The sequence below is a fragment of the Streptomyces sp. NPDC127595 genome (assembly GCF_042671685.1).
GTDB lineage: Bacteria > Actinomycetota > Actinomycetes > Streptomycetales > Streptomycetaceae > Streptomyces.
Window position 1 is genome coordinate 1423139 of record NZ_JBHXWK010000001.1, and the last position, 26452, is coordinate 1449590.

A 26452-nucleotide genomic window follows, 5' to 3' on the forward strand; every position below is an offset into this window, starting at 1 on the left:
GGGGCGGACGGTCGGTCAGCCGCGGCCGGCGGCGGCGAACGCGGTGACGGGGTTGAAGGCGGCGTCCGGATCGAGGTGGGCCGGGTCGTCGAAGAAGTGGGGCCGGCCGAACGAGGCGCGGATCTCCGGTGCGTCAGGACCGCGTCCGGGCGCCGCCCGGCGGGCGTGGCCGAGGGCCGCCGCGATGAGCCGGATGCTCCGCGGGCCGGCGCCCTCGAAGGTGACCTCGTTGGTGCCGAGCCTGATCATGGGGCCGTCCCAGCCGGGCAGCCGGCTCAGCCGGTTGACCCGCAGACCCACCGCCGTCACCCGGTCGAAGAAGCGCTGGGTGTCCTCCGGGTCGCCGATCCGGACCCAGACCTGGTGCGTGCGGGTGAACGTCTCGCCGGCCTTGGCCACCTCGAAGCCCTCCTCGTGCAGGCTCTCGGCGAGCAGCTCGGCGTTGGCGAGGGTCGCGGCGGCGTACCCGGCGCCGAAGTGCTCGAACTCGGCGGCGGCCAGGCCCAGGGAGAGGCTCTCGGCGAAGTGGTGGCTGCTGATGAGCCGCATGTCGGCCTCGTGGAAGCGTTCGGCCACGTCCGGCCGGTCGGTGATCAGCACGCCCTTGTGCGGGCCGGGGAAGGTCTTGTGGGTGGAGCCCCCCATGGAGTCGGCGCCCGCCTCCAGCGGGTGGGGCACCGCCCCGCCGAGTACCAGGCCGAGGGTGTGGCTGCAGTCAACGTGGACCGGAACGCCGCGCCCGTGCCGGCGCACAGTCTCCACGACGGCCGCCACGTCGGGCAGGTGCAGGCTGTGCTGGAGGTCGAGGTAGACCAGGCCCGGCGTCCCCTCGTGCAGTGCACGGACCAGGTCGTCCCGGTCGACCCGCCCGGACCGGAAGGCCACCGTGGCTGAGCGGTAGCCGAGGTATTCGACCACCTCCCGGGTCGCGTAGTGGCCGCCGTGTTCGTCGCCCACGCTGATCACGGTGTTGCCGCGGGGCCCGGCGAGCGCAGCGATGGCGAGCGTCATTGCGCTCATCCCGGAGACCGGCCTGGTGTTCACGTGACGGGCGCCGGAGAGCCGCGCGAGGCTGCCCGCCGCGACCTCGCTCTCCAGTCGGTGGGCGGCCAAGCCGCCGCGGAAGCCGGAGTGCTCGTCGAAGAAGTACCGGTTATAGAAGTCGGTGGCCAGCGGCAGGGCGGCCAGCGGGGAGAGCCGGGTCTCGCTGGGAATCAGGTTCACGGCGGCGCGGTTGCGCCGGTCGGCGTCGCGCAGCTCGTCGACGAGCTGCTGGAGCCGCGCGGGCGGCAGGGGCTGCGGGGCGGGGCCGGGGACGGCGTTGGGGCGGTCGGTCATCGTTGCTGTCCGCTCGTCGGGCCGGCCGGTGCGACCGGACGGGTGTCTGGGGTGGGGTGGACTGGCGCGGTGCCCGGGGACGCGTGGACGGGCCCGCTCGTGCCGCGCCCGCGCGGGACGGACTCGGCTCCGGCGGTCCTCGTCCGACGGCCGCCGGACGGGGCCGTCGGGAGGTCGCGCAGGAAGCGGGCCAGCCGGTCGACGCCCTCCTCGATCTGGTCCGGGTCGAGGTAGCTGCACGAGAGGCGCAGGTCGTGGTCGCCGGCGCCGTCCAGGTGGAACGCGGACATCGGCGTCCAGAGCACGCCGTACCGCGAGGCGGAGTACTCCAGCAGCTCGGCGTCGACCGGGCACGGCAGGCGCAGCCGTACGAAGAACCCGCCGGTGGGCCGGTTCCAGGAGATCCCCGGCGGCACGCCCGGGGCGTCGGGGGAGAGCCGGCGCCGCAGTGCCCGCAGCAACAGGTCGAGATTGCGCCGGTACAGGACGGACCGCTCCCGGCCCAGCGCGGCGAGGGAGCCGCCGTGTTCCAGCAGCATCCCGCCGACCACGGCCTGGCCAATCGGCGAGGTGTTCACCGTCACCATGGTCTTGGCGGCGGCGAGCTCGTCGGCGAGTAGCCGGCCAGTGCCGCCGGCGTCGCGTGCGTCGTTCGTGTCGCGTACCGGCTGGTCGGCGACGACGAAGCCGACCCGGACGCCGGGAAGGCAGACCTTGGCGAAGGTGCCCAGGTGGATCACCCGGCCGTCGGTGTCCATCGACTTCAGGGTGGGCAGGGCGGCGCCGGGCGCGGCCGTGAAACCGTACGCACCGTCCTCCAGGATCAGGAAGTCCTGCCGTCGCGCGGCGGCCAACAGCCGAAGCCGGGCGGGCGGGTCGAGTACGGTGCCGGACGGGTTGGAGTAGTCGGGGGCGACGTACAGGGTCCGCACTCGGCGGCCGGCCGACCTGGCCGCCCGGCAGACCTCGGCGAGTTCGTCGAAGTCGATCCCGACGGGGCTCTCGTGGACCGGTACGACGCCGATGTCCAGCAGCCGGGCCGCGCCGAGGACGCCGGGGAAGCACGGGGTGACAGCCGCCAGCAGGTCGTCGGTGGAGCGGTGCAGCACGCGCAGCGCCAGCAGCATGCCCTCCTGGGCGCCGACGGTCACCACGATCGCGCGCTCCGGCACGTCCAGGCCCTGGTCGAGCCGCAGCGCCTGCGCCAGCAGGTCGTTGATCAGGCCGCGGCTCGGCCCGTACTCCGCCAGCAGGAGCCGGGCTCGATCGGGGTCCAGGCCGCGGTCGTCGCCGAGGTGGTCCAGGTAGCGCCGGACGTGCCGGTCGAGGTCGAGTTCGCGCAGGAAAGCGGGGTGCGGGGCGCCGGGGGCGAAGGAGACCGCATCCGGGTAGCGGCCCATCACCTCGTTCAGGAACCCGATTGAGCCGAGCACCGGCTCGGCCAGCGCGCCGTGCAGATCACGCCGGTCGATCGTCGGCACGTCCGTCCCCCTCCGGTCGGGGCCGGGCGATCCGGCCGATCACGTCCTCGCTGTAGAGCCGCAGCGCCTGGGTGACGGCGAACTCCGCCAGGTAGGCCTGGAACCGCTCAGGCGGCTCCTCGGCGAGCTGGAGCATGCGCCGGTTGGCGAGGACCGCAGGGTTGTCGAAGGCGGCCACGGCGGTCTCCACGGCCGCGTCCATCCCGTCGGAGGGCACCACCTCGTCGCAGATTAAGGAGGCCTGCGGGTCGGTGGCAGTGACGACCTGCCCGGTGAGGATGACGCGGCGGGCGGCCCGGGCGCCGGTGAGACGGGGCAGCCGCAGGTTGGCGACACCCGGCACGATGCCCTCTTGGGCGGCGGGAAGGCTGAAGTATGCGTCCTCGGTGGCGATGACCCGGTCGAGGACGAGCAGCAGCTGCATCCCGCCGCCGATCGCGAACGAGTCCACCGCGCCGATCCACGGCTTCTGGACGGTGCGATGCGGGAACGACTCGACGCCGGGCACCGGCAGTAGTCCGCGGGTGATCTTGCCGATCGGCCCGAGTTCGCGGCGGAGCAGGAAGTCCACGAAGGAGATGCGGCCCTCGCGCAGGTCGGTGAGGTTGATCCCCGCGCTGAAGACCCGCCGGCCCGCGTGGCGGGGGTGGGTCATCTCGCCCCCACGCAGCACCCCCACCGTGACCTGGTCGTCCAGCAGGGTGAGGTCGACGGCGGTCTCCAGGTCGTCGACGAGCGCGTCGTCCTCCGCGTTGAGACAGTGGGTGTTGCGCAGGGTCAGGTGGGCGGCCGCCCCCCTGCGTTCGATCAGGACCACGCCCAGGTCGAGCCGTCCGGTCCGGCGGAAACTGGAGAGCAGGTCGAGCGCCCGCCGAGTGGGCAGCAGCATGGCGTCGGTCAGGTGTGGTCCCGCCGTGGGGGAGCGGAGCAGGCCGCGGAAGAGGATGCCCTGGTCGATCTCCCGCCCCTCCTTGTCGGCCTGGGCGAGGGCGCGTTCGGCGTCGAGCTGCGCGCGGGTCGGTACCAGGCCGGGGAAGCGGTCGGCCGCGGCGCGAGCCAGCGCGTCTATGCGCAGGTGGACCGAGCGTGCCCCGGTCAGCTCGTCGTAGACCGCCTCCGCGTGTTGGGCGATGAAGCGGTCGCGCAGGGTGCGGGCGGCCCGCAGGATCCTGGCAGCCGCGTCGCGCTGGCGGCGGTCGCGCTGGGGCACGGCGGGCAAGGTGGCGAGCTCGCGATCGGCCGCCGCGGCGTAGCGGGCGAGCGCGGTCGCGTCCTCGGCCAGGCCGGCCCCGAGGGGCGGTGGGGTCGTCCCCCACGTCGCTGGGTCGGCGTCCCACACGGGGGCGGCCTTCCGCGCCGCCGCCGGGCGTCCGGCCCGGTCGGGGCCGTGGACCGTGAGGTCGCCGCTCACTGGTCGGCGTCCCGTCCGGGGCCCGCCGCGGGCCCCGGGCCGGCGGGGGTGTGCGGCGGCGGCGCGCCGGTGCCGCCGCCGGTGAGGCGGCGCAACTCCCGGTCACAGGCGGCGAGATGCATCCCGAGTGCATCCTCGTAGGGTGTGGCGCCCGCCGCCAGTAACAGGGCGCGCCGGACGGCCAGTTCGGCGCCGGCCGCCCGGCCGAGCCAGACCGTGGCGGTGCGGACGGCGTCCGGCACATCGTCGGCGACCTCGTCCACCAGTCCGGTCCCCAGGGACCGCTCGGCAGTCAACTCAGTTCCCCAGAGGACCAGTTGCCGGGCCCGGGCGGCACCCAGCTGCGTGACCAGCCGGTGGATGCCGGTCCCTGGCCAGAAGTGGCCGTCGTTGACCGGCAGGAGCAACCGCAGGTCGGCCCCGGCGATCCGGTAGTCCGCCGCCAGCAGCAGGTCCAGTGCCGGGCCTGCGCAGGTGCCCGACGCCACCGCGATGCTCACCGCGGGCGACCGCTCCAGCCGGCGGACCGCCCGCTCCCACCGGTTGACGTCCTGGATCCGGGCCCTACCCGGCCAGGATCGGTCCTCCCCGGTCCCTGCAGCCGGGCGCAGCACCACCACGGCCTGCGGCTGCTCCTCCACCCGGTCGCAGAGCTCATTGAGTCGGGCGGTCAGTGCGGGCAGCCCCGACCCGCCGTCGAACTCCAGGTGGTGGCCGAGGCCGTCCGTTCGCTCGTCCACCTCATGCCGTGTGCCCATCACCGTCATGTCCCTTCTGTCGGTTTCGACCGAACTGTGCTCCGTTGTCGCTCGCACCTGTTCCTGGTTGCGCGCACCTGAGTCCGCGCCCGTTCCTGTTTCCGTATCTGCGCCCGCACCCGAGTCCGCGCTCGCCTCCATAGACGGTGGCCGCCACGCCCGTACGCCGGTGGTCTCCGTCACCACCGGACCAGCGCCAGTTCGATCGTCGAGCCGGGCCCCATCGTCATCAGCACCCCGTGGTCACCGGCCGCCACCACGCCCTCGTTCAGCAGGCGCTGGTAGGAGAACAGGAAGGAGCCGCTGGAGAGGTTGCCGTAGTCGCGCAGGACCCCGGTGGTGTGCCGGACCTCGTGGGCGGACAGCCCCAGGTTGAGCCGCACGGAGTCGATGACCTTCTTACCTCCGGAGTGCACGATCCAGTGGCCGATGTCGGAGCGCCGCAGCCCCGTGCTAGTGAGCAGGGAACGCAGGGCGTGCTCGGCGTTGGCCCCGACTACGTAGGGCACCTCGGGATCCAGGTAGAAGCTGAACCGTCCCTGGTCCTCGTCCCAGTCGTAGCGCATCGCGTCCACCGCGTCGGGGATGATCCAGCTGGAGAACCCCAGGACAGACGGGCCCCGCCGACCCCCGTCCGACCCCGCCGGCTGACCCTGACCCGGGTGGTCCGCGATAAGGGCCACGGCCGCCGCGCCGTCCCCGAACAGGCTGTTAACCACCGAGGTGCGCATGGTGCCGTCGAAGGCGTAGGCGGCCGAGCAGGTCTCTACGCACAGCATCAGCGCCAGGTCGCCCGGGTGGGCGCGGGCCCACGCCGAGACGGCGCCCAGCGCGTTCAGCCCGGCGTTACACCCCATCCCGACCACGTCGAGCCGCGAGCAGTCCCTGCGCAGGCCCAGCTCCTTGATCTGCAGGGCGCTGAAGCCGGGTGTCAGGAAGCCCGTCGAGGACACCACGCACAGGTGCCGTACGTCTGAGGCCCGCGCCCCCGCCGCCTCCAGGCACGCCTCGATTGCGTCACGGCCCATGGCCAGCCCGCCGCGGACGTGCTTACGCAGCAACTGCCCCTGGGACTCTGGGCGGCGTAGCCCGTCCGGCCCACGTGGAGGCAACCACAGGAAGCGGCGTTCGATCGCACTGTTCAGGAAGAGCGACCTGATCCTCGGATCCTCGACCCGTAGCTCGTCGAGCACCTCCGCCTGGGTGTACGCGTCGGGAGGCACCGCGGTACCGACCCCGACGATCCGCGCCGAGGGGCCGTCCGGCCCGGTGTCTGCAGACCCCGCGAGCCGTGTCATTTCGCTGAGCGCCATCGATCGATCCTCCCGTGCTGGTCGGAGCGGCCCGTGTGAACACCCCCGGGCCGGTACTAGATTGCGGTGCCATGCAGCCCTCCAGCACGGATGCCGGCGCAGCCGCCGAGGAACCCCGGGTCCGCTACGAGAAGCGCGGCCACGTTGCGTACGTCACCCTCGACCGACCACGGGTGCTGAACGCGATGGACCTGCGGATGCACGAGGAACTCGCCCTGATATGGGACGACTTCGAGGCCGACCCCGACCTGTGGGTCGCGGTGCTCACCGGCGCCGGGGAACGGGCCTTCTCGGTCGGCCAGGACCTCGGGGAACTGGTCGCGCGATTCCGCGTCGGTAGCGCCGGCACCTCGACTTTCGGCAGCCGCGGCAAGCCCGGCTGGCCCCGGCTGACAGAGCGGTTCGACCTGACCAAGCCGGTCGTTGCGAAGGTCCGCGGTCATGCCCTCGGCGGAGGCTTCGAACTCGCCCTCGCCTGCGATCTGATCATCGCTGCCGAGGACGCCTCCTTCGCCCTCCCCGAGGTCCGTCTCGGGCTGATCGCGGGTGCTGGCGGCGTCTTCCGGCTCTCCCGTCAGCTGCCCTACAGGACCGCGATGGGCCACCTGATGACCGGACGCCCCCTCACCGCTGCCCGCGCCTACGAACTCGGCCTCGTCAACGAGGTAGCGCCAGTCGAGGAGCTCGACGCCTGCGTCGACGCCTGGGTGGCCGACCTGCTGCGCTGTGCTCCGCTGTCCGTGCGCGCGGTCAAGGAGGCGGCCGCGCGGTCGGCCACCCTGTCGCTGGAGCAGGCGTTCGCGACCCGCTATCCACAGGAGGAGGCCCGGATGTTCAGTCGGGACGCTTCGGAGGGGCCGGCGGCCTTCGTCGAGAAGCGGCCGCCGAACTGGCAGGGGCGCTGATCGCTCCCTGGTCCCGCGCCTGCCGTCCCTGGGCCTTCCCGGCTCTGCCCACCCCGCCCTGGGTACGGGGCTGGTGCCCGACCGCAGGACTCAGCTGAAGTAGTCCTCCGGCCCGCCCTCGCGAACCGTGTCCAGGGTGAAGCAGTGGAACCCTCCGCCGAACAGCCGCCGGTGGCGGTGGCGGATCGGTACCACGGTGAAGCGGTGCTTCTCCAGCGTCCGGATCAGTTCCGGGCACGCGTCGTTGACGAGTACGGTGTCCGGGCCGACCGACAGCACGTTCAGGTCGATGAAAAGACTGGTGAGGACCAGGTCGTCGTCGTCGTAGTGCGGGAAGTTGTTCGCCTCGGGCGGCGGGGGAACGATCACGTCCCACGTGTGCAGCGGCTCCGGCAGCTGGTCGCGCACGGCCTCCGAGCGGACCAGCAGCAGGCCCGGGCGCAGGGCGAGGACCATACTGTCGATGTGGCTGTCGCTGAGCCGGTGCACCCGGTGGATGCGGAACCGACCCTCCAGGTGGCGCTCCAGCCAGTCCACCGCGAGCGCGTGGTTGGCTGTGGAGATGTTGACCACCAGGTCGCGGCCGAGCCGCAGCACCTGGGCGCCGTCGAACATCATCTCGAACCCGACGTCGTAGGGTGACGTCTTCGGGTTGGCGATCGGCTCGGTGGGACCGCCGACGGAGGCGCTGGCGTACGACAGGTCGAAGGAGGCGTCGGTCATCAACGGCCGTGGCATCACCGTCCACTTGGCACCGCGCCGGAAGTACTCCGCGAAGACCGGGGTGAGGAACTGTGTCTCGAAGTAGCGGGAACGCACCATCGGGGGTGTTTCGATGATCTCGTCGCCGAGGATCAGGGTGTTGTCGCGGACGTTCAGCGGCGGCACCACCGAGGCCGACCAGGCCGGTGTGCTGACCTCGGCGGTGGCACTGTCCACGTCCAGGGGCCGGTGGACCTTCACCGACAGGGATTCCAGGGTCCTGGCGATCCCGTCGACGTCCTCGTTCAACTCGTCGACGTAGCGCTGTTTGATGGACTGGCGCGACGGGCGGACCGGGCCGTCCCGTCTGTCGCCGACCGCGGTCAGCCGGGGGTAGTACCACTCCGAGCGGGTGATGTTGTCGTGGAAGAACAGGTCGAACGACAGCTCGCGCTCGTGCGAGGTGTAGTTCCGGGCGGAACCGACGATCACCTCCCTGAGCGGTGACCATTCGTCATAGCTATTCAAGGACATCTGCTGCCTCCCCTGTCGTACCCGACCCGGTTTTCGGTATTGCTTCGCAATCACCGGAAACCGGTCATCGCGAGTTTCCCCTGAGCATTTCGCACCCCGTGAACGCATTCGATGCTGGCACCCCCGCTGAACTAGGTCAAGCGATCACAGTCGCCGCTGATGCACCGTCGTTCTCCGCTGTCGTTCCCGGTTCGCCCGGCACCGTCCCGATAACTCCCGCCGGGCCCGCCGCGCGGGCTGTGGGCGGTCCGGCCGATTCCGGCTATTCACCGATGGCCATACCGCCAGGTTCGCCCGGGAATCGCAGGCGCTCGGCGATCCGCTGCCATGCCCCCGCGTATTCCAGGGCGACATTCGCTACCAGGCCCGCGCTGTGCGCCGGAATGGCCTGGAGTAACAGTTCGCTCTGGGCGGTCAGCGAGGCATGTGCGTGCAACAGGCGCAGCAGCGCCCGGCCGGCCTCGCTGAAACGCAGCGACGGGTCGTTGCGTAGCAGGTTCAGCACCGATGAAACGTCCTGGCCGCGTGCGGCTTCTGGGGTGTCCCTTGTGCTGGGCCCTGCGGACGGCGGGGCCGGGGACGGTTCCCGCCCTGTGCTCCTGACGGCCAGGGGGTCCTCCTGTCGGCGCGGCCTGCCGTCCTGGGGGACCGGATCTTCGCCGCGCCGCAGCCGCTCGCGCACGTCGCGGACCGTGCCGGGCGAGATCCCGGCCAGCCGGGCCACCGTGCGCAGCGAGGCTCCCGGGTCCTCGGCTATCAGCTCGCCTGCCCGCCTGCGCCCGCCCGCGCTGTCCAGGGGCCTGACCCGCCCGTCCCGGCCGACCCGGCTGTGCAACCGGTCGTCCTGGCCAGTTGCACGCCGCCGGATCTCCCCGACCGCCTGGTGGGAGAGCCCGGCGACCAGGGCGATCGCCCGGTTCGACCACTCGGGGTGGGACAGCATGATCCGGGCGGCCGCCGTCGCCCGATCGGCCTGGGACAGCGGCAGGCCGTGGGCGATGTTGGCGTTGACTGCCAGGACGAGCGCGTCCCTGGGTTCGCCGACGAAGTACTCCACCTCAATGTCCCGCCGACCACGCAGGGTCGCCGCACGCAACCGGTGCGCACCGTCGAGGACCCGCATCGTCGCCCGGTCGACGATGATCGGCGGCAGCGGCGCCCCGGACTCGGCGAGCATCCGCACGTGCTCCTCGTCCAACCCGCCGGAGCGGAGCGAATCCGATTCGACGATCCGGTCGATCGCCACCCGCGAGGGGGCGCCGAGTTGCGGGCGGAAACGCGGTATGGCCTCCACCGGCGGGCTCTTGAATGCGCCGCCCTCCGGTCGTTTCCTGTGAACTCTGGCATCCACTGGACACTTCCCTCCGTATATCCTCTGGGACGCAGGCTTACGGGCACCGGTATTCCGGGGCGAGGTAACCGGTCATGATTATGGTTGACCGACGGCCGGTCCACGTATGCTCGTTCAGGCCCGGTTATCCGCCGTCCCGACGAACACCGTAATGATACGTTCGACCGCATGCCGAAGATTCTGGAACAGACGTCTGTTCCAGATTGCTTTCGATACGATTCCCGACAGGCTGTCACACCCTAAAAAAGGGGGGAGGAGATCAGCCGGCCCGCGATGGCGGAGCCGCTTCGGCCGGCCGGGAAATCAGACGGACGGACGACAACAGGCGCCGAACCCCGCACGCTCCCGCAAGGTCGACCGTGCACCTACTCGATTCCGGCGCTTCACCATGCGTCCAGTCTCGCCGAGAATTCGATCACCAGTCAACCAGGGCTTGATCAAGTTCCGTGGGTGTCCGGATCGTTGGTGATGCCCAGGATGGGGAGTGCTCGTTGGGGCTCGTCGCGGATCGCTCGGGTGGTCTTGGCGATGTTGTCGGCTCCGAGGGTTTTCAGCACGCCGATGGAGAGGTTGCGGAGGGTGGCCATGGCCCGTGGTGCGGTCCCGGTATGGACGGTGGAGGCGTCCTCGGCGAAGGTGACGTCTCTGATGTGGTGCGAGGAGTTCTCCACTCCCTCCGTGCCCGCGGATCGCGGCGGCCAGGTCGGCGGGGCCGGCTTGCTGGGCGTCGAGGCTGGTGATGTCCGCGTACTCCCTGAAGTGGCCCTGGCAAGATTTCCGTGAAGCTGGAGTATGCCACCGTGCGCCGGTGACACTCCGTCACGAGTAGCGGCGTCGGAGCAAGGCCATGAGGATGACGCGGTGGCGGAGCAGAGGGACCCTGCGCGTCCTGCCATGATCCGCTTCTGGAGCTTCAGATCGGTGATGCGGCCTTCGTTGACGCCGGAGTTGAACGGGGTGGTGATGCCCTGCACGACCGCTGGCTGGTCTTCTCGGATGGCTTTGGCCAGGCTGGCCAGCGGCGGGAGGCGGGAGGTTGTGAGTTGCGCGAGCCAGTCCGGCAGCGGGGCGGCATCGCGGGCGTCGAGCATGGCGTCGAACGGACGCACCAAGTTGTGGGTTCGGTCCAGTTCCGGGCAGTGCTCGAGCAGCCGTCCGAGTGCCTCGACGGCCTGCAGGCCACGCCGGGATGGCGCGGTGGTGATCCAGCGGGCGACCTGACGGGGCGAGGGTGGTCGCTCGCGCGGCGTGTCGATCGGTAAGCCGCAGCGCAGCGGCGCGATGGCCATCTTGACCCGCTGGTAGTGACCGCGGTAGCCCTTGGCGACGATCTCCTCGTGCAAAACCGTCGCAGTGTGCTCGCCTTCCTCCCACCGCTGTCGCAGGTACTCCAGGTATGGATCGAGGCTGGTGGGCCGGCGGGGCCGGGTGCGGCGCACGCATTCTTGCCAGGTGGCGGCTCGCGCGTATTTGCGCACGGTGCGCCAGTTCAGGCCCAGTTGGTGGGCTGCGGCGTTGAGCGAGCGACCGGTGTCGGTCACCGCATGCACCGCCTCGAACAAATGCTTCGCGTGGAGGCGGGCTGGGGTATCGGCCTCGTCGGACGGTCCCGCTGGGTTCCCTGGTGACGGTGCCACTTCGGGCTCGGGCACCGCGGCGGGCAGGCAGCCGCGGTGGGCGGCGGCGATATCCCCGATCCGCTTCGACAGTCCCTGCCACAGGTGAAAGCGGTCGCTGACCTGCACCGCGTCCGGGGCGCCCTCGGTGATGCCTTGTAATGGTGGAGTCGGGTATTGGAACTTGTCCGAATGCCTTTGGGCTCAGGCCCTTGGGCGCCGGCTGACGTCGGCGGCGTAGGAGTTCCAGTCTCCGGCGGCGATCTTCTGCCACTGGACCGCGCTTTGGATGTGGATCCCCAAGGTCTTGGCCAGGATCGCTGCGGGGAGTTCGGCGGCGAGGGCGAACAGAGCGGTGTTCCGGCTGTGTCGTGGGGTGATCCCGAGGGCGTGCAGGCGCCGGGCAAGTGCGCCTTCGGTCAGCGGGAGCCCTCGGCGGGGTGCCCTGGGAACAGCCAGGCGGACTCCTCGTGGAGGACACCGCTTCCCGGTGACCGGCGGATGGCGACGAGTTCGTCGACGAGAGCGTCCAGCGGGGTGGGCAGGACGATAGGGCGGCTGCCCAAGTGCAGGCTGGTGCGGGCATCGTGGTGGCGTACGTGTTTGACGGTCAAGGCCGTGATGTCGCTGAGCTTTTGTGCGTAGAGCAGGACCAGCAGTCCGGCGGTTCGAGTGACGAGGGGGCAGGTGTCGTCGTGGAGCAGGCGGCGGGCATCGGTCCACCTGCGGTCCTGGTCCAGGGGGCCGGTCGGGCCTTGCCAGCGGGTGCTCGGTGCGGTGAGGCGGGAGGCATGCCGGTGGGTCACTGCCCACCGTACGAAGTTCGCGGACCGTTGCCGGTGACCGGGGTGATCCGCGCGCCAGAGGTCGATGTCGGCCTGGGTGCAGGTCTGCAAGGTCAGTTCTCGGTCTTCGAGCCAGTCCAGGAAGGCCGTGGCGGCGGTGATCTGCTGGCGCAGGTTCCTGGCCTGCTGGTCGGTGACGGGGTTGCCGTGGAGGCGGCCGCGCAGTCGGCGTAGCTGGTGCCAGACGGCGTATCCGTGCAGGACCCGATGGTGCTCGGGTAACGATCGCGAGGCCAGGACCTGGTCGATCCAGATCTCAAGGGCGGCGAGGAGTTCGTCTCGGTGAGGGAGAACGCCGGAGACGACCAGCATCGCTCGCAGGTGGTTCAGGGTGAGGCTGGGCGGCATGGTGTCCAGGAACTCGTGTGAGAGGCGGCGGCGTCCGCTCGCGACGTCGCGCAGAGTGGTGCGGACTCCGCGTCTGGTCAGCCAGGTATCGACGCTGTCGGGCCGGTCGGATTGAACGAGTGCCTTTCGGAGTTGATCGAGTTCGGGCAGTGTGGTGCCGCTGAGCGGGGTGAAGAGGGCCTTCAGCTTCCGGTCCAGGGAGCACCGCGTGCACTGCGCCGTCGAGAGCTGCCAGGTGATCCGGCAGGTCGAGCAGCGTTTCCAGAACGCCGGATCGGGGTTGAGGCAGGGGGCGCAGAGCGGCTTGTCGTGGGTGCCGCCCTTGAGTACGGCCCTGGTGTCGCAGGCCGAGCAGACGATCCAGCGTTGACGGCACCGTTCGCAGACCGGTTTGCTGATCGCGCGGGAGATGCCGATCCGGCTGTCGGTGGCCCCGCAGAACGTGCAGGGGAGGTCGTGGCCGGGGCGGCAGTTCTGGAGGCGTCTGGGGTGATTGCGGCGACGCGCCGGTTGTTCCCGCACCCGGTGCACGGCTTCCAGCTCCGGGGATCTTGATGCCAGCAGTTCTGGCAGATGGGATGTCCGTTGTCGTGGCGGCGGGCGGTGGGTCGGGTCTTCCCGCACCGGCCGCATGGCAGGGCCCGGGCCTTCGCTCTGCATCCGTGGCAGATGCGTACTCCATCGACGGGCGGGCCGAGCTTTCTCTGCTTGCCGCAGCGCGGGCAGGACGGCGCGATCACGGCCGAGGCGCCGGCACCAACGAGAGCGTCGATGAACCGCAGGACACTGGGAGAGTCGGCGAACACACCCTGGCCGGTGAGGAGTTCGGGCCGCCGCGCGACGTCACGGGCAAGGCGGCGTCGTCCGTCGGGTCGGGCCGCGGCCCGACCGATCGCCCCCAGGAGGGCTTCCTGACCAAGTGCGGGTTCCAGTTCGGACAGCGGAGTGAGCAGAGTTCCGATCTCTTCGCTGGCCTCCCAGTCCTGACGCTTCGTCATGGTTAGGTCCTGGTGATCCGTGCCCGCTTGGGACGCAGGTCCCCGAGGCTGTCAGTGTTCGTGGACCCGCCGACGGCGGCCCTCTTCGGCCGCGTGGCGACGGTGCCCGTGGCGGCGACCGGCTCGATGAGGTCGTCCATCGTGCAGTCCAGGAGATCGAGCAGCGCCATGAGGATCTTCAAGCTGAGCCGCTCGGGACGTTCCACCACCAGCCGATACACCTGGCTGGTGGAGAGGGTGATCCCCCGGTCGGACAACGGCGCGATGAGGTCGGTGGTGGAGAACATCCCGCGCTCGGCCATCACCTTGCGCAGATGCCAGCGGTAATCGAGCTTGCCGTCCATCTCCGTACCTCCTCAAGATCCGGCGAACGCCGGTGCCAGTGCCCTACTCAGAGCAGTGTTCATGAAGTTGTCGCTGACGTGTAATGGTGGAGTCGGGTATTGGAACCTGCGGAATAGGTGTGGCTATTCGTCGAGGTACTGGTGTCTGGCGTCGGCGGACGAGACGAAGAGCTGGCCCTCGCGGATCTGCCACTCGGCCGCCCCATCGACCTCGTGGCTGGCAAGGAACAGGCCCCGGATGAGGTCCCCGTCGTCGTCGGAAGCCGGGATCCGGGCGATTTCTCTGAGCTGGTTCATGAACCAGTCCAGGGCCGACTCGCGAATGTCGGCGCCGTAGAAGATGTAGTGGGTCCAGTTGATGTGCTGCCGCGGTGTGCCCCATCCGTTGGTGATCCACAGAGCCGGGTGGTCGGGGAACCCGAAGCGCGGGCGGACGTTCTCGACGTAGTCCGCCACCGCATCGACGGCCCAGTCCATCACCGACAACACGTTCCTCCGGCGTGGCGGCTGGCCCTTCTTCGCCTTGCCGTAGCGGACGTTGAGCGTGCCGTACCGGCCAAACTGGCGGGCCTGCGGGTTGCGTCCGAAGTCGACCAGGTCGAGTTTGGAGGTCTCGGTCCGCCGCAGTCCCCAGCCGTAGATGACCTTGAAGAGGGTCGCGTCCCGGTAGGCGGCCAGGGCACCCTTGCGCTTGGCCCGCACCGCCCGGTCGACCTGGTCGTCGGCGTAGTCGAGGAAGAGCTGCAGCTGTTCCCGGGTGAACGGCTTCGCCTCCGGGTCGCCCTCGTAGTCGTTGAGGTGGGCGATGGTGTTCCACTCGTGGCAGACCGCCACCGGGAAGGTGCCGAAGGCTTCCTCGCAGGCCGGCCCCCAGCCGTAGCGGCCGTCGATGAGGAACTCGCTGAACAGGCGGACATCGCACTGGTAGCTGCGGATTGTGGACGGCGCCAGGTGCTTCTCGCTCGTCAAAGAGAGTGTGCTGGACACGGTGCGCCAGACACAGCCGGCCGGCGACGGTGACGCGGGGACGTCTACAGCCTGCGACCACGCACGGGCCCTGGCCGGTACCGCGGCTGGTCTGCTTCGGCACGAGCAGGAACTCCTCCAGAGGCAGACCGCAGCCGCGCCAGCGTTCCATGCAGCCTCCGCACATCGGCCGCGTCGAAACGGTGATCGCCAGGGGACACCCCGGCACGGGGCAGTCCGGCAGCCCGATCACCGGATGCCGCCGCGGCCACGTGATCACCCGCCGCTCCCAGTCCCACCCCAATACCACCAGGAAGTCCTCGTCCAGGGCGCGAAGGACCTCCTTCAACCGCTCATCGCCCGCCGGCGACTTGCTGCCCGGCAGGGCTGCTGCGCGCGAGGCCGTCACCGTTCCCCCTCCGGCCCGCCCAGCCCACGCGGTGACGGCACCCGGTCGACCGCCGCCCTCACACGCTTCGGATCCGGGAACAGGTACGGCGCCTGCGAGTCGGGACCCTTCTGCCCGAGCACCGCCTGCACCTCATCCGGAGAACCTCCGGCATCGGCCACGTTCGACGCGAACGCCCGGCGCGCCATGTGCGCGCCCACCCTCCTGTCCAGCCCCGCCCGGTCGCTGAGCCGTTCCAGCAGTTCCCCGACCGCCTCCGGAGACATCGGCTCTCCCAGCGGGGCCTGGAACAGGTTCACCAGCAGGAAGTCACTCCCACCCGCCCCCAGCAGCCGGTACCGCTCCTCGTAGTAGAGGTCGAACGCGGACACCACGAGGAAGTCCAGCGGCGCCACCCACGAGTGCCGCGACTTCGACCAGGCCCCGTTCCCATTCTCCCACCGCCGCACATGCACATGGGCGCCCGGGTAGTCGCAGCCCAGCGCACGGGAGTCCGGCAGCAGATGGACATCGCTGCGCCGCAGGCCCGCCACCTGGCCGCGGCGCAGCCCGACCCTGCCGACCAGCAGGACGACGAGCCGGTCGCGCGCGTTGCGGCAGGCGGCGAACATGGCCACCAGCTCGGCGTCCTCCGCCCGGTCCACCTGCGTCTCCGGCTCACGCAGCGAGTGCACAGGACGCAGCCGGTAGAACAGGCCGCCGTCCTCGCCCTGCGCCTCCGCCGGGAGGTCCCGGCTGTCGGCGAGCTCGTAGATCTGCCCGAGCACCGACCTCGGTGCCTTGCTCACCGACACCGCGTACGACAGCAGCCCCCGCACCGCGACGAGCACCCGGTTGATCCGGCGCTCACCCCGCACTGGGACGGCACCGGGCCCCGGCCGCACCGCCGACACCACCCCGTCCCGGGGCGCCGGGGTGTGCTTCAGCCAGACCATGAACAGACCGAGGTCGCGGCCAGCCGCCGTCCACTCCCGGCGCGTCGACCGGCACCACCGCAGATAGAGCGCGACGCCGCCGGCGTACGCCTTCGTCGTCAACTCCGCCCGGTCCCGACCGAACCGCAGATTCCGAAGCCACTGATCAGCAACAGCGACGACTTCCAGGTCGTCGTCAAGGACCGTCCAGTACCTCTGCCCGGACGGCATCACCACGGGAAACGCCCGCACCATCAACTCCTGCCACGAGTCGTACAACAACCCGCCGCAGAGCCACACCCCCCGAGAACGAGTCCCAGGAGCTCAGCGAACCCACCTCACCCCACGTCACACCACAGCGGACACACCCCAAGAGAGAGCGGACAGCCGCCGGAGCCGTACCGGTGCGTCTTGCGCTGGCACGCGGCGCAGATGCCCACACGGTCACCGGGGCAGGTCAGTGCGGACGGATCCGGTTCGCTGATGGGCGGCGGGGGAGTCGTGGTCATCGGCAGGGTCCTGTTCTAGGCGATCATCGCAAGTCGCCCAGTCGGCGAGATAACGGGCCAGATGGTACGGCCGTTCGAGGCTCCGCCGCAGCGGCCCCGCCGGACGGCTAAGTCGATGATGCGCAGCTGGGTGTCGGGGTGGCAGAACGGGCACGCCGGCACCCCGCCTGTGGTGAGGAGACGGCGTGCTTCGTCGCGGTCGATCGCACGGTGCCGTCGAAGTCGATGCCGTCGAGGCCGTACTTGGCCACGGTGTCCGACAGTGTTTTCGCGAACGTCGAAGCCGCTTGCTGGGACGGGAAGTTGGCGAAGCCCGCGCCCTGGTGGTTGCCGAGCACCGAGAGGACGACCTTGATGCCCTTCTGCTGCAAGGGCCGTATCTGCGTGGCGGCGTTGTCGAGGACGCGTTGCACGTTCTCGTTGAAGTACAGGGTCGCCGCCTTCGTGCCCGTGTCGTAGTTGATGTTCGCGGCGAAGATCACGGCGACGTCGAAGACGTTGCCGCCGCCGTTGGCGAGGGTGTACTTGCCGACGTTCAGCATGCTGTTGTTGTTCACCTCGACGTACGCCACCGAGGTCGGTCCCTGTTTCGCGGCAGTAGGGGCCGCTGCCGCGCCGGTCGTGGCGGTCGCACCTAAGGCGAGGGCCGTAATGGCCGAGAGCGCGAGCGCGGCCGTCCGTATTCTGCTCCGCACCGGAGTGAACATCGTTGATCGGTCTCCCATCGCATGGAGCGGCGCCCGGCCTGTTTGCGGGCGCCGAGAAAGCCCCCCGGATCCTTCCGTTCCCGTGACCGAATCATGCACGCCGCGGATCGAACTCTGACCGGCGTCAACCATCCCTCCTTTGTGCCAACAAAGAATCCTCGTCACAGGGCAGTGAGACGGGAGCACCAGGCGGAGACCTTCACCGAAGCCCTGACCGCGGTCGAGGAGTACCTGGAGATGCCGTACCGCATACGACGCCGCCCGGCGTCCTCGGTCCTGGTCTCCGGCAGCAACTCACGGACGAGGTCAGCAGTCTGCTGGCGCGGATGGCGGCGATGCTGAGGCACACCACGGCGGCCCACGGACTGGGCATCGCCGTGGCGGCCGATCCCGCCCAGCAACTGGCCCGGCTCGAAGGCGAACAGGTCCGTCGGCTGGTGGACGGCGCGCAGTTCCTCTTCACCAACGAGTACGAGGCAGCCTTCCTGCGAGAACACACGGGTTGGTCCGAGATGGAGATCCTGGCCAGGGTCGGTACCTGGATCACCACACTTGGCGCGGAAGGGGTGTCACTCACGCGCGCAGGCCGTTCCCCTCTCCGCGTGTTGGCCGTCCGCTCGGACCAGATCGCCGACCCCCGGGGCCGCCTACGTGGTCGCCGCCGATGTCCTCGCGAGCACCGCTTGGGGCCGGCCCCCCGATCAGTCGGTTCTGTCCGGCACGTGGCCGGCCGGCTCAGGGGCAGGGCGACGCACCGGCTTTGCCCCGCTTGCTCCCGGACACTGCGCGGCGTGTGCCTCGGTCACAGCGCAGACGTGCCGGCACGTCTGCCGGATGCAGGCCATCTGTTCTGCTCCTGGGGGAGTTGAGAGCATGGGCGTACGTCACGCAGGCCGGGGGAGTGGTGGGATGGGTGCTGATGAGATCAGGTCCCAGGGCTTCAGTCTGAAGGAACTGTTCCGTGACATGACCTACGAGGTCGACTACTACCAGCGTGATTTCACCTGGGGCGAGGACGAAGTACGCACCCTGCTGAGGGACCTGTGCGACTCCTTCAAGGGCTGGTCGACGGACCCGGCATACCTGCGCAGGCCGGGAACGGCACCACAGTATTTTCTCGGCCCGTTCGTCTACTACGAGCAGTCGCGGAGCAGACGCTGCCTCGTCGACGGACAGCAGCGTTTCGTCACCCTGCACCTGATCTTTCTGCAACTGCGCCTCCTGGCACAGGAGTTCGGATACAGCAGATCGGTCGACCGGCTCAACCGCGTGATCACCACCGACGGTGAGCACTTCGCGGTCGGTATCACCGATCACGAACCCGTTCTGCGAGCCGTTGCTGAGGGCCGTAAGTACGAAACAGGCGCCGGTGATTCACTCTCACGCCGCAACCTGTGGGCCCGCAGCCGGCAGATCGAATCACAGCTCTCGGAAGACCTCGACGCGGAGAATCTCCACCGATTCACCGAGTGGCTCCTGGACCGGGTGGCACTGGTCGGAATCCGGGCGGCCGGCCCCGACCACGGCTACCGCATGTTCGAGACGATGAACGACCGCGGAGCCCGCCTCACCGCCGTCGACCTCCTCAAAAGCCATCTGCTGTCCCACGTCGGCGCGAACGAGGACCAGCTGAACACCCAGTGGCAGGAAATGCTCAGGGAGCTGACCACCGACCGGGAGGACCCCGCCGCCGCATCCCGCTTCATCAAAGCCTTCCTCCTGGCCCGCTGCGCACGCGAGGGCCAGGACGAGGACCGCCGTCAGATCGAGACCAACCTGAACGTGTGGGTCCGGCGGAACGCCCCACACCTGGGACTGGTGGCCGAACGCCCGGACCGCTTCCTGCAGTTCGTACAGGATCTGCTGAAGTCGGCGAGGCTGTTCCGGCCCCTGCTCGCCGCGAGCCGCGAACTCAAAAAGGACGGCGACCGGCTGGAGACAGTGCTCTACAACGAACGCAACGGCCTGCACGGCCAGGCAGTCGCCGTCCTTGCCGCCATCGGCCCGGGCGACCAGCCCTCCGACGCCAAGGACAAAGGCCGCCTGGTCGCCTCCTACATGGACCGGTGGTACGCACTTCGGGTCCTGCAGGACCTTCCCGTACAGTCGGCCGACGCCGACGCCCTCGTCCACACCACTCTCGTCCCCGCCCTGCGGGGCTGCCGCACACCGAACGACGTTGCCGCCGTGCTCGGCGACCTCGCCGAACGGGACGGCGGCTCACCCGCCGAGGCGGTCACCCTGGGACTGCGCGGCAACAACGCTCACCAGATCAGGTATCTCCTGGCCCGGGCAACTGCCTACGTCGAGGAAGCCTGCCAGAGGCCGCACCACGTACTGGCCTACCTCGACCGGGACCGGTTCCACATCGAGCACCTGTGGGCGAACCATCACCACCGGGTCGCACACGAGATCCCGGACGCCGTCGTCTTCCGCAGCCGACGCAACCAGCTCGGCGGCCTCGGCCTCCTGATGGGCCGCGAGAACTCCAGCATCAACGACCTGCCTCTGCACGACAAATCCCCGCTCTACGCCCGAAGCAACGTCCTCCTGGGCGTCATCGCCCCCGGATACGACCGCCGGAACCCGTTGCTGCGCGAGTTCATCAAGACCCACCGACTGGACAAGATCCTCAGGGCGTTCGGACCTCAGGAGACCATGACCACCGTCGTCCAGACCCGGCAAGAACTGTACGTGCGCCTGTTCGAACACATCTGGAACCCCGACCGCCTTGGCCTGTCCGCAAGCACCCGAAGCGAACAGACTCGCCCCAACGCGCCGGTTGCTGCCCAGGCGCACCCGGCCGCGGCGCGGCGCAGGCCGGTGACCGGCCGCCGCCGCACAGATGTCGCCAAGATGATCGACGCCCAGGTGCTCAAGCCCGGCACCCAAATCGTGCTCACCTACCGTTCCACCGATCACTGGGCAACCATTGACGACAACGGCGGCATCATCCTCAACGCCACAGGAGGCACTCCCTACGGCCGGGCCGACGAGGCCGGCGCGGTCGCCCGCGGCACCAAGACCTGTCAGGGCATGAACGAATGGCACATCGAAGACGAGGACGGTGTGCGCATCAGCCTGCGAACCCTACGCGACCGTGCGACCGCATCCAGCGCCCTGTAGCCACCCCAACGAGCAGCCACCGGACAGGACGGGTCTGCCGGACCTGCGTTGCCGCACCTCACCCTGACGAATCGAAAGAACGAAAGAGGCGTTGTCATGACCGGCCCGGCCCGTCCGTCCCCGCAGATCGACACGTCCGTCCCTTATAGCTCACGCGTCTGGAACTACTGGCTGGGCGGGAAGGACCACTACCCCGCCGACCAGGCCGCCGGCGACGCCTACAGCAGCAAATACCCCAAGATCGTCCCCTTCGCCGGGGAATCGCGGGACTTCCTCCGGCGCACCACCACGTTCCTGGCCAGGGAAGCCGGCATCCGCCAGTTCATCGACCTGGGCGCCGGACTGCCCACCAGCAACAACACCCATGAAGTCGCACAAAGGATCTCGCCCGACTGCCGAGTGGTCTACATCGATCACGACCCGATCGTGCTGCTGCACGTCCATGCGCTGCTCACCAGCACCCCGGAGGGCGCCACAGCCTATGTACAGGCAGACATGCGCGACACGGACACCGTCTTGGCAGGTGCCGCCAAGACGCTGGACATGACCGAGCCGACCGCTCTGGTCATCAGCGATGTGCTCGGCCATATCGTCGACTGGGCCGAAGCCCGGGGTCTTGTGCGCCGACTGGTTAACCAGCTTCCCCCCAGCAGCTACCTGTCACTGAGCCACTCCACCGCCGCGGACCAGGAACATCAAGTGGTGCAGGACGAATACAACAACTCCGGGGCGATCCCCTACATCTTCCGGGAACCGTCGGTGGCCATCGAGCTCTTCGAGGGCACCGAACTGATCGAACCCGGGTTCACAAGCTGGCCCCGCTGGCGCCCCGACGCGAACACCGGCCTGCTGACCGACCGCGCGGGCTGGGGCGGAGTGGCACGGATTCCATGACGAGGGGCAGTATGGGGCCCGCCGCCCGCCTCTCCCATGATGGTGAAGGCAACGCGATATCAGGCCGTGCGACGCCCCACCCGCCCAGCGGCCCACCCGGACGCCCAGTTGACCGCCGAGGCCGCGGGCCCTGGCCGAGGGTTGAGCGGTCCTGATGGACCTCATGGCGCGCTGGGGCGCGTCCTCTGCAGCGCCCCACACACACCGTCGGACCCGAGGGGTGCGGGCCGCCGCGCACCCCCGCTCCACCCGCACCTGACGATCCGCAAGGTGACCAGTGCCGTCCACGTCGCCGGCCCCGGCACAGCATCACCCGCATCCCACATCCCGCACCCCGTATCGACCTGATCGCGCAGACCACCGGTGATCTGCGCAGAATGCGGGCCCGGGTTCGCCGGGCGAACAGACGCACCACCCAGAGCAGCGGCGGCACACCACCGTTCTGCGTCTCCCCCTGAGCGGCCGGTCTCACCTGGCCACCGACGTGCTGGGCGCCGCCGCGGTCACCCAGGCCACGCTGTTCCGGCCTGCCGGTGCATCCAGTGCATGCGGCGTACCAGGCTCATCGGCGATGAGGTCGGCTACCAGCCCCTGGAGCGCGCCGAGGCGCACCTGGTTTTCCAGGCCATCTCCAAGCGCTACAAGAAGGGCTCGATCATCCTGACCTCGAACAAGCCCTTCGGCAAAGCGCACATGCTCCCGCGAACCTATGCCAGGCAGCGCCGAAACCTCACAGGTCCCGGTGGCACCTCGAATACTGCATGATCGACCTGTGCTGATCGAACTGGTCAAGGTCGCGAGGTTTTCCGGAACCCCCTGGCTGGCCGATGTCCGAACCTCGTTCGGTCACACCGCAGTCCGCTGGTGCGGAGACCTGGCCGCAGAGCCTGGCGAGTATCACGTCGAGTGGACGATCGACGAGGCCATTGTCTGGGGGCGGAACGCCAAGCCGGCTGTAGGTATCGGCCCTGAGGTCCGTACTGGCGGGCATTGCGTTGTCCTGCGGGGCCGGCTGAACCTCACAGAGGATGGTGCCGCCCTGCTGGACCTGGACGGCACGCATATCCTGTTGGACCTTGGTCATCCGCTACCCAAAGGCGCTGCCGGCACTTGGGCCGAGCTCTTCATCGAGCGCGAGAAGGTCGCTCTCTACCCCTACGAACTCTGACCAGAGGTCAGTCCATGGTTGTCTCCCACCCTGACAAGCGGGTCAACCGACCAGGACGAACACCACCGCACCGGACCGGGCCAGAGTGAAGGGTTTGACGGTGAGGGTGTCGTCGTCGTTCATGCGGACATGGTCGGAGAGTTGGGCGAGCAACTGCTCGGGGCGCAGGCCGGTGCGGGCGGCGATAACGCGCAGCCGTCGACTGACATCGGCGCCCAGCCAGACCTCGGTCCGTAGTTCATCACGCGCGTCCTGGCGCTCCTACTCCCACGCTGCATACGCCAGGGCGCCGTTTCGCCGTTCGTCGCGTTCCCGCGCCCACTCGCTGCCCCCGACATCCTGTTCGGGGTCCTAGGCCGGCCAGCCGTGGACGCCCATCAGGGCGGCGACGCGCCGCCATTCCGCGTGCCGGGCGGCCCACCGCTCCGAAAGATCCTCCGGATCCGTCGCATACCGCCCCACGTCGACGAGGGAATCCAACTGCTCCTGGGCTCTCGCTCCCGCCGTGCGGCTTCCGCGCCCAGTCCCGCACCCTGCCGCCGAACCGAAGCCCGCGCCAGATCCTCCACACCCCACATCACGCCCCACCCTCCTGCACTGCCCACTCCAGACCGAGACCGGCCAGCTGCACCCGCCGCTCCTGGCTCAACTTCCCAACCCTGCGGCGGGCGTTGTCCAAGAACGCCCCGAGTCTGTACGACTCGCCGTCCACGACCTCGACGTGCTTGCGCGCCGGCCGCAGATGCCCCTCCCTGGCATGGAACTGACGGGCGGCAGCGAGGTTCGCAGCCCACCGCGCATCCTGCGTACGAGGCGCCGACACCACCCCGCCCGCGCCCTCAACCCCGGGCTCGATACCGATCGTCTCCAGCAAATACCGCTGCGCAGGCATCAGCCGCTCCCACCCCGCCCGCTGCCCGGCGACCCACACTCCGAGGTCCTCGCCCTGGACGACGACCTCACCCGCCCCGGCCGGGAGACTGCCACCGGCGCGCACGTGAGCGAGGGCGAGCCGGTAGCCGCGCTGCCACCCAATCTCCCACTCCGGACACCACCCCGGATCCACATCCTCCAGCGACCCCAGACGGCCTTCCGACAGATCACCAGCGCTGGAGACACCCGCTTCCCCACGCATGCGCCGCAAGGCGTTCTGCTGCGTCCTCCGGGCCGCTGCGCGCTGGTTCTTCGCCCACACCCCGATAGGAAAACCGTCCCCGCCCCACACCGCCGACGCCGGCGGGAGGAAGTGCCCGTGCACAGCCGCGTAGGAGCGGGCGACATCAAGGCCGGCGTCCCACGCCGACGCGTGCACCGACCACACCATGCCCAGCGTCACCAACTCGGCCACGCGCGAGGCCTCCAGGGTGCCGGCCGCGTAGTACCGGCGCTGATCGGCGATCCACACCCCCAAAGGGTGGGAGCCGACCGAGGACCAGTCCTCCGGGGTGACATACATGAACGGCACCCGCAGCTCTGTGCTGCCCGTCTCGCGCAACCACCGCGTCGCAGCCTCGATCCCACGCCGCCAGTACGCCTTCTCCGGGTCGATGACCCGCAACTGCACGAACTTCGTCAGCACCGCCGGGTCACGTTCCTCGCTGAACCGCAGCACTCCCGCAGCCCGCGCGGACACAGGCACCTGGTCGCCGTCGTCCTGATCGCGTTCCCCCAGCTCGCCCTCGCCGTCCACTTCTTCGACAGCCGGGTGGCTGTTGCGCAGACGCGGATCCGCGAGCGCTTCGATCGTGTCCGAGTCGTGCGCTCGCAGGGCGCCAAGGATCCTGCTCAGGATGCTGTACGCGTCCGAGGTGAGCATTTCGCTCGGGTCTTCGTCCGGTCCGAGGAATACCGGAACGATCAGTGTTGCGAGTTTCCCATGGTCCGGACCCAACCGCAGGGCACGTCCGACCATCTGCACAATGTCGACCATCGAACCGCGCGCATCCGCGAAAAGAACCGCATCGCACTCGGCGGTATCCACACCTTCCCCGAGAACACGAACGGAACTCAGAACACGCAATTCTGAACGTACATTCTGACCCACATAGTCCGGTCCCCCGAGAAAATCAGAGGCGAATTCATCGAGCACATTCCGGCGATGTCCGGGGGCATGCTCACCGCACAACCAGTCCGCCCACACCTGAGCTGCGGGCGGGTAGGTGTGGGGGTCGTCCTCGGCGAGGCGAGCCGCGATGGCCGGCACCGAGGCCGCCATGGCTTCCGCCTCCTGGACCCGGCTGTGAAAGGAGAGCACGCGCCGGAAGCGCTCCTCGGCTGCGGCGCGCATCAGCCCGGTCTGCACCGCCGCGAGACGAGCGCCGCGCACCGCGTCAGACCCAGTATCCTCGCTGGTCAGCGCTGAGTACAGATCGGGATCGCGAATGTCGAGGCACAGCACCTGATACGGCGCCACGATGCCCCGACCGATCGCCTCAGACAGCGTCAGTTTGTACGCCACCGGACCGAACACGGGCGAATCGTCGTCCATGGACGCCACCATGCGAGGCCTGTCTCCCTCGGCCTCCCAGATCCGCGCGGTCGCGGTCATGTAGAGCCGACGCTCGGCAGGAAGCTGCGTCTGGTCATGCACTGCAGCCCAGGGCTTGAGGCCGTCACCACTGGTCCGGTGAGCTTCGTCCACGACCATCAGGCTCCAAACACCCAGGCCAGCGGCGTGCGCGCGCTGGAGAATGCCCAACCCGACGGAGGCGTACGTGGCGAACACCGTCACCGTCTCCGGCCCCGCCGCCCACGCGACCAGCTCGTCCGGGTCCGTCGTGCACGGCAGACCCTGACTCTCCTCAGCCCGCAGCGAGCACACCCCGACCATCGCCCCCGACCGACCCGCCCGACGCCACGCACCGGCCATCTGCGTCAACAGATCCAACGTCGGCACCAGAACGAGAACACGGCGAGCAGAAAGGCAGTGCGCGGACTCTGCGCCGATCAGAGATTTCCCGGAACCGGTCGCAGCGATTACCTGAGTCCTCAGTCCCTCCGGCGGCATATGACCACCGGGCGGTGTCCCGAGAATACGAACGACGTTATCGACTGCCTCGGCCTGATGCGGACGCAATTTTATCTGAGTCACAATACCTCGAATTCTCGATATTTAGAGAGGCAGTATTATCTCAACCTGGATTCCATCCAGACCCCTAAATGACGAATTCATTCAATTCGACAGGGTTAGCGTTTTTTGCGACCCTCAGGAGGGAGGAGGTACTCCGTCATAATCCCAGAATCAAGCTACATGTGAAAGTGACGCACCAGGTCTGGTCGGAAGCGGTTGAAACCGTCCGGAGGTGACCGAATCTGACAAGAGGACCCGGACCCCCGCCTGCCTGCGGTGAATGCGGGCACCCGTACGGCGGAGGTTTTATCCGTGACCCGATCATCGGAAATGCACGATCCGCCGGCCTGGACCAAGCCGGGGCCCGCTGGGTGGCTTGGATGTGCTGGCCGATGGTGGGCTTATGCCTGGCCTGGACGGTGTGGCGAATAGCTGAGGGTCACACAGGCCAGGCTCTCTACCCGGCTTTCATGAGTGTCTTCTTCAGTGGCCTACTGATCTCCAACCGGGCGAACCGGCGACGGCGCATAATTCCTTGCTGACGCAGCCAGCTTCTTTTCTGACGCGCCCGGAGGGTGCGTCAGCTCCGGTATGGGACTGCGGAGCAGGCCTGTACCGGTCCGGATCGCGGAGCGATTCCGGGCTGGCGGGACGGAGTCCCGCTGCATTGCGCGGAGCGCAATGCTCCATCGCGAAGCGATGGTAACGACGCGTAGCGTCGTCGCGTCGTGTCTGCGGAGCAGAC

21 protein-coding genes and 2 pseudogenes are annotated in these 26452 nt (G+C 69.1%); 6 read left to right on the forward strand and 17 right to left on the reverse strand.

Annotated elements, in window-relative coordinates; all coding sequences use genetic code 11:
* Positions 1–15: 15 nt before the first annotated feature.
* The 5 genes from ACFVKT_RS06280 to dpgA form a co-directional block, all read right to left on the reverse strand.
* Positions 16–1338, reverse strand: coding sequence for a hypothetical protein (locus ACFVKT_RS06280; protein ID WP_385728020.1), 1323 nt, complete (start codon positions 1336–1338; stop codon positions 16–18).
* Positions 1335–2819, reverse strand: a complete 1485-nt coding sequence (locus tag ACFVKT_RS06285) for an aminotransferase class I/II-fold pyridoxal phosphate-dependent enzyme (RefSeq protein WP_385728022.1) — start codon at positions 2817–2819, stop codon at positions 1335–1337. The genes ACFVKT_RS06280 and ACFVKT_RS06285 overlap by 4 nt, the downstream gene beginning before the upstream one ends.
* Positions 2797–4101 (reverse strand): (3,5-dihydroxyphenyl)acetyl-CoA 1,2-dioxygenase DpgC, encoded by a 1305-nt coding sequence (gene dpgC, locus ACFVKT_RS06290; RefSeq protein ID WP_385728192.1) that lies wholly within the window; start codon positions 4099–4101, stop codon positions 2797–2799. Before dpgC ends, ACFVKT_RS06285 begins: the two co-directional genes overlap by 23 nt.
* 125 nt (positions 4102–4226) lie before the next feature.
* Entirely contained in the window at positions 4227–4988 is a 762-nt protein-coding gene (gene dpgB, locus ACFVKT_RS06295) for an enoyl-CoA-hydratase DpgB (protein WP_385728024.1), read from the reverse strand.
* 179 nt (positions 4989–5167) lie between these two features.
* Positions 5168–6301, reverse strand: a complete 1134-nt coding sequence (gene dpgA / locus ACFVKT_RS06300; RefSeq protein WP_385728026.1) for a 3,5-dihydroxyphenylacetyl-CoA synthase DpgA — start codon at positions 6299–6301, stop codon at positions 5168–5170.
* 71 nt (positions 6302–6372) lie between these two features.
* Here dpgA and dpgD point away from each other — a divergent pair, with 71 nt between their 5' ends.
* Positions 6373–7206, forward strand: coding sequence for an enoyl-CoA-hydratase DpgD (gene dpgD / locus ACFVKT_RS06305; protein WP_385728028.1), 834 nt, complete (start codon positions 6373–6375; stop codon positions 7204–7206).
* Positions 7207–7296: 90 nt separating this feature from the next.
* Here the strand turns inward: dpgD and ACFVKT_RS06310 are convergent, their stop codons facing one another.
* From ACFVKT_RS06310 to ACFVKT_RS06355, 10 genes and pseudogenes are all read right to left on the reverse strand, one after another.
* A complete protein-coding gene (locus ACFVKT_RS06310) occupies positions 7297–8442 on the reverse strand; it encodes a glycine amidinotransferase (protein WP_385728030.1) in 1146 nt (381 codons plus the stop codon).
* 262 nt (positions 8443–8704) lie between these two features.
* The gene (locus ACFVKT_RS06315; RefSeq protein ID WP_385728032.1) at positions 8705–9736 is read right to left on the reverse strand and encodes a streptomycin biosynthesis regulator; all 1032 of its coding nucleotides are present in this window, start codon (positions 9734–9736) and stop codon (positions 8705–8707) included.
* Positions 9737–10230: 494 nt separating this feature from the next.
* Positions 10231–11538 (reverse strand): hypothetical protein, encoded by a 1308-nt coding sequence (locus tag ACFVKT_RS06320; RefSeq protein ID WP_385728034.1) that lies wholly within the window; start codon positions 11536–11538, stop codon positions 10231–10233.
* 290 nt (positions 11539–11828) lie between these two features.
* Positions 11829–13124: a hypothetical protein gene (locus tag ACFVKT_RS06325; RefSeq protein ID WP_385728036.1), complete on the reverse strand. Its 1296-nt coding sequence runs from the start codon at positions 13122–13124 to the stop codon at positions 11829–11831.
* Positions 13125–13602: 478 nt separating this feature from the next.
* A complete protein-coding gene (locus ACFVKT_RS06330; protein ID WP_385728038.1) occupies positions 13603–13944 on the reverse strand; it encodes a helix-turn-helix domain-containing protein in 342 nt (113 codons plus the stop codon).
* Between the two features lie 123 nt (positions 13945–14067).
* On the reverse strand, positions 14068–14931 hold the full coding sequence (locus ACFVKT_RS06335) for a hypothetical protein (RefSeq protein WP_385728040.1): 864 nt from the start codon (positions 14929–14931) through the stop codon (positions 14068–14070).
* Between the two features lie 384 nt (positions 14932–15315).
* Entirely contained in the window at positions 15316–16488 is a 1173-nt protein-coding gene (locus ACFVKT_RS06340) for a tyrosine-type recombinase/integrase (protein WP_385728042.1), read from the reverse strand.
* A 269-nt stretch (positions 16489–16757) separates the two neighbouring features.
* The gene (locus ACFVKT_RS06345) at positions 16758–16946 is read right to left on the reverse strand and encodes a DUF6233 domain-containing protein (protein ID WP_385728194.1); all 189 of its coding nucleotides are present in this window, start codon (positions 16944–16946) and stop codon (positions 16758–16760) included.
* An 11-nt stretch (positions 16947–16957) separates the two neighbouring features.
* Positions 16958–17449 (reverse strand): annotated as a pseudogene (locus tag ACFVKT_RS06350) (glycosyl hydrolase family 18 protein); the annotation flags it as partial.
* 161 nt (positions 17450–17610) lie between these two features.
* Positions 17611–17946: a hypothetical protein gene (locus ACFVKT_RS06355; RefSeq protein ID WP_385728199.1), complete on the reverse strand. Its 336-nt coding sequence runs from the start codon at positions 17944–17946 to the stop codon at positions 17611–17613.
* On the opposite strand from ACFVKT_RS06355, the gene ACFVKT_RS06360 reads away from it, so the two are divergent.
* The 5 genes and pseudogenes from ACFVKT_RS06360 to ACFVKT_RS06380 all read left to right on the forward strand — a co-directional run bounded on the left by ACFVKT_RS06360 (position 17887) and on the right by ACFVKT_RS06380 (position 22637).
* Positions 17887–18318 carry a hypothetical protein gene (locus ACFVKT_RS06360; protein ID WP_385728196.1) on the forward strand — a complete coding sequence of 144 codons (432 nt, stop codon included), beginning with the start codon at positions 17887–17889 and terminating at the stop codon, positions 18316–18318. The genes ACFVKT_RS06355 and ACFVKT_RS06360 overlap by 60 nt on opposite strands.
* 40 nt (positions 18319–18358) lie before the next feature.
* The gene (locus ACFVKT_RS06365) at positions 18359–20575 is read left to right on the forward strand and encodes a DUF262 domain-containing protein (RefSeq protein ID WP_385728044.1); all 2217 of its coding nucleotides are present in this window, start codon (positions 18359–18361) and stop codon (positions 20573–20575) included.
* A gap of 96 nt (positions 20576–20671) precedes the next feature.
* Positions 20672–21469 (forward strand): SAM-dependent methyltransferase, encoded by a 798-nt coding sequence (locus ACFVKT_RS06370; RefSeq protein ID WP_385728046.1) that lies wholly within the window; start codon positions 20672–20674, stop codon positions 21467–21469.
* Positions 21470–22015: 546 nt separating this feature from the next.
* Positions 22016–22156: pseudogene (locus ACFVKT_RS06375) on the forward strand (ATP-binding protein); the annotation flags it as partial.
* A gap of 85 nt (positions 22157–22241) precedes the next feature.
* Complete coding sequence (locus ACFVKT_RS06380) at positions 22242–22637, forward strand: hypothetical protein (protein ID WP_385728048.1); 396 nt, start codon at positions 22242–22244, stop codon at positions 22635–22637.
* Positions 22638–22988: 351 nt separating this feature from the next.
* Here the strand turns inward: ACFVKT_RS06380 and ACFVKT_RS06385 are convergent, their stop codons facing one another.
* Positions 22989–23117: a hypothetical protein gene (locus ACFVKT_RS06385; protein ID WP_385728050.1), complete on the reverse strand. Its 129-nt coding sequence runs from the start codon at positions 23115–23117 to the stop codon at positions 22989–22991.
* A gap of 97 nt (positions 23118–23214) precedes the next feature.
* Positions 23215–25728 carry a Helicase associated domain protein gene (locus ACFVKT_RS06390; protein ID WP_385728051.1) on the reverse strand — a complete coding sequence of 838 codons (2514 nt, stop codon included), beginning with the start codon at positions 25726–25728 and terminating at the stop codon, positions 23215–23217.
* Positions 25729–26452 lie beyond the last annotated feature (724 nt).

What these genes read in the sequence shown, in the direction of transcription:
- ACFVKT_RS06280 (WP_385728020.1), bottom strand. Translation starts at nt 1,338, where the DNA reads ATGACCGACCGCCCCAACGCCGTCCCCGGCCCCGCCCCGCAGCCCCTG.
- dpgB (WP_385728024.1), bottom strand. Translation starts at nt 4,988, where the DNA reads ATGGGCACACGGCATGAGGTGGACGAGCGAACGGACGGCCTCGGCCAC.
- dpgA (WP_385728026.1), bottom strand. Translation starts at nt 6,301, where the DNA reads ATGGCGCTCAGCGAAATGACACGGCTCGCGGGGTCTGCAGACACCGGG.
- dpgD (WP_385728028.1), top strand. Translation starts at nt 6,373, where the DNA reads ATGCAGCCCTCCAGCACGGATGCCGGCGCAGCCGCCGAGGAACCCCGG.
- ACFVKT_RS06310 (WP_385728030.1), bottom strand. Translation starts at nt 8,442, where the DNA reads ATGTCCTTGAATAGCTATGACGAATGGTCACCGCTCAGGGAGGTGATC.
- ACFVKT_RS06330 (WP_385728038.1), bottom strand. Translation starts at nt 13,944, where the DNA reads ATGGACGGCAAGCTCGATTACCGCTGGCATCTGCGCAAGGTGATGGCC.
- ACFVKT_RS06340 (WP_385728042.1), bottom strand. Translation starts at nt 16,488, where the DNA reads ATGGTGCGGGCGTTTCCCGTGGTGATGCCGTCCGGGCAGAGGTACTGG.
- ACFVKT_RS06365 (WP_385728044.1), top strand. Translation starts at nt 18,359, where the DNA reads ATGGGTGCTGATGAGATCAGGTCCCAGGGCTTCAGTCTGAAGGAACTG.
- ACFVKT_RS06370 (WP_385728046.1), top strand. Translation starts at nt 20,672, where the DNA reads ATGACCGGCCCGGCCCGTCCGTCCCCGCAGATCGACACGTCCGTCCCT.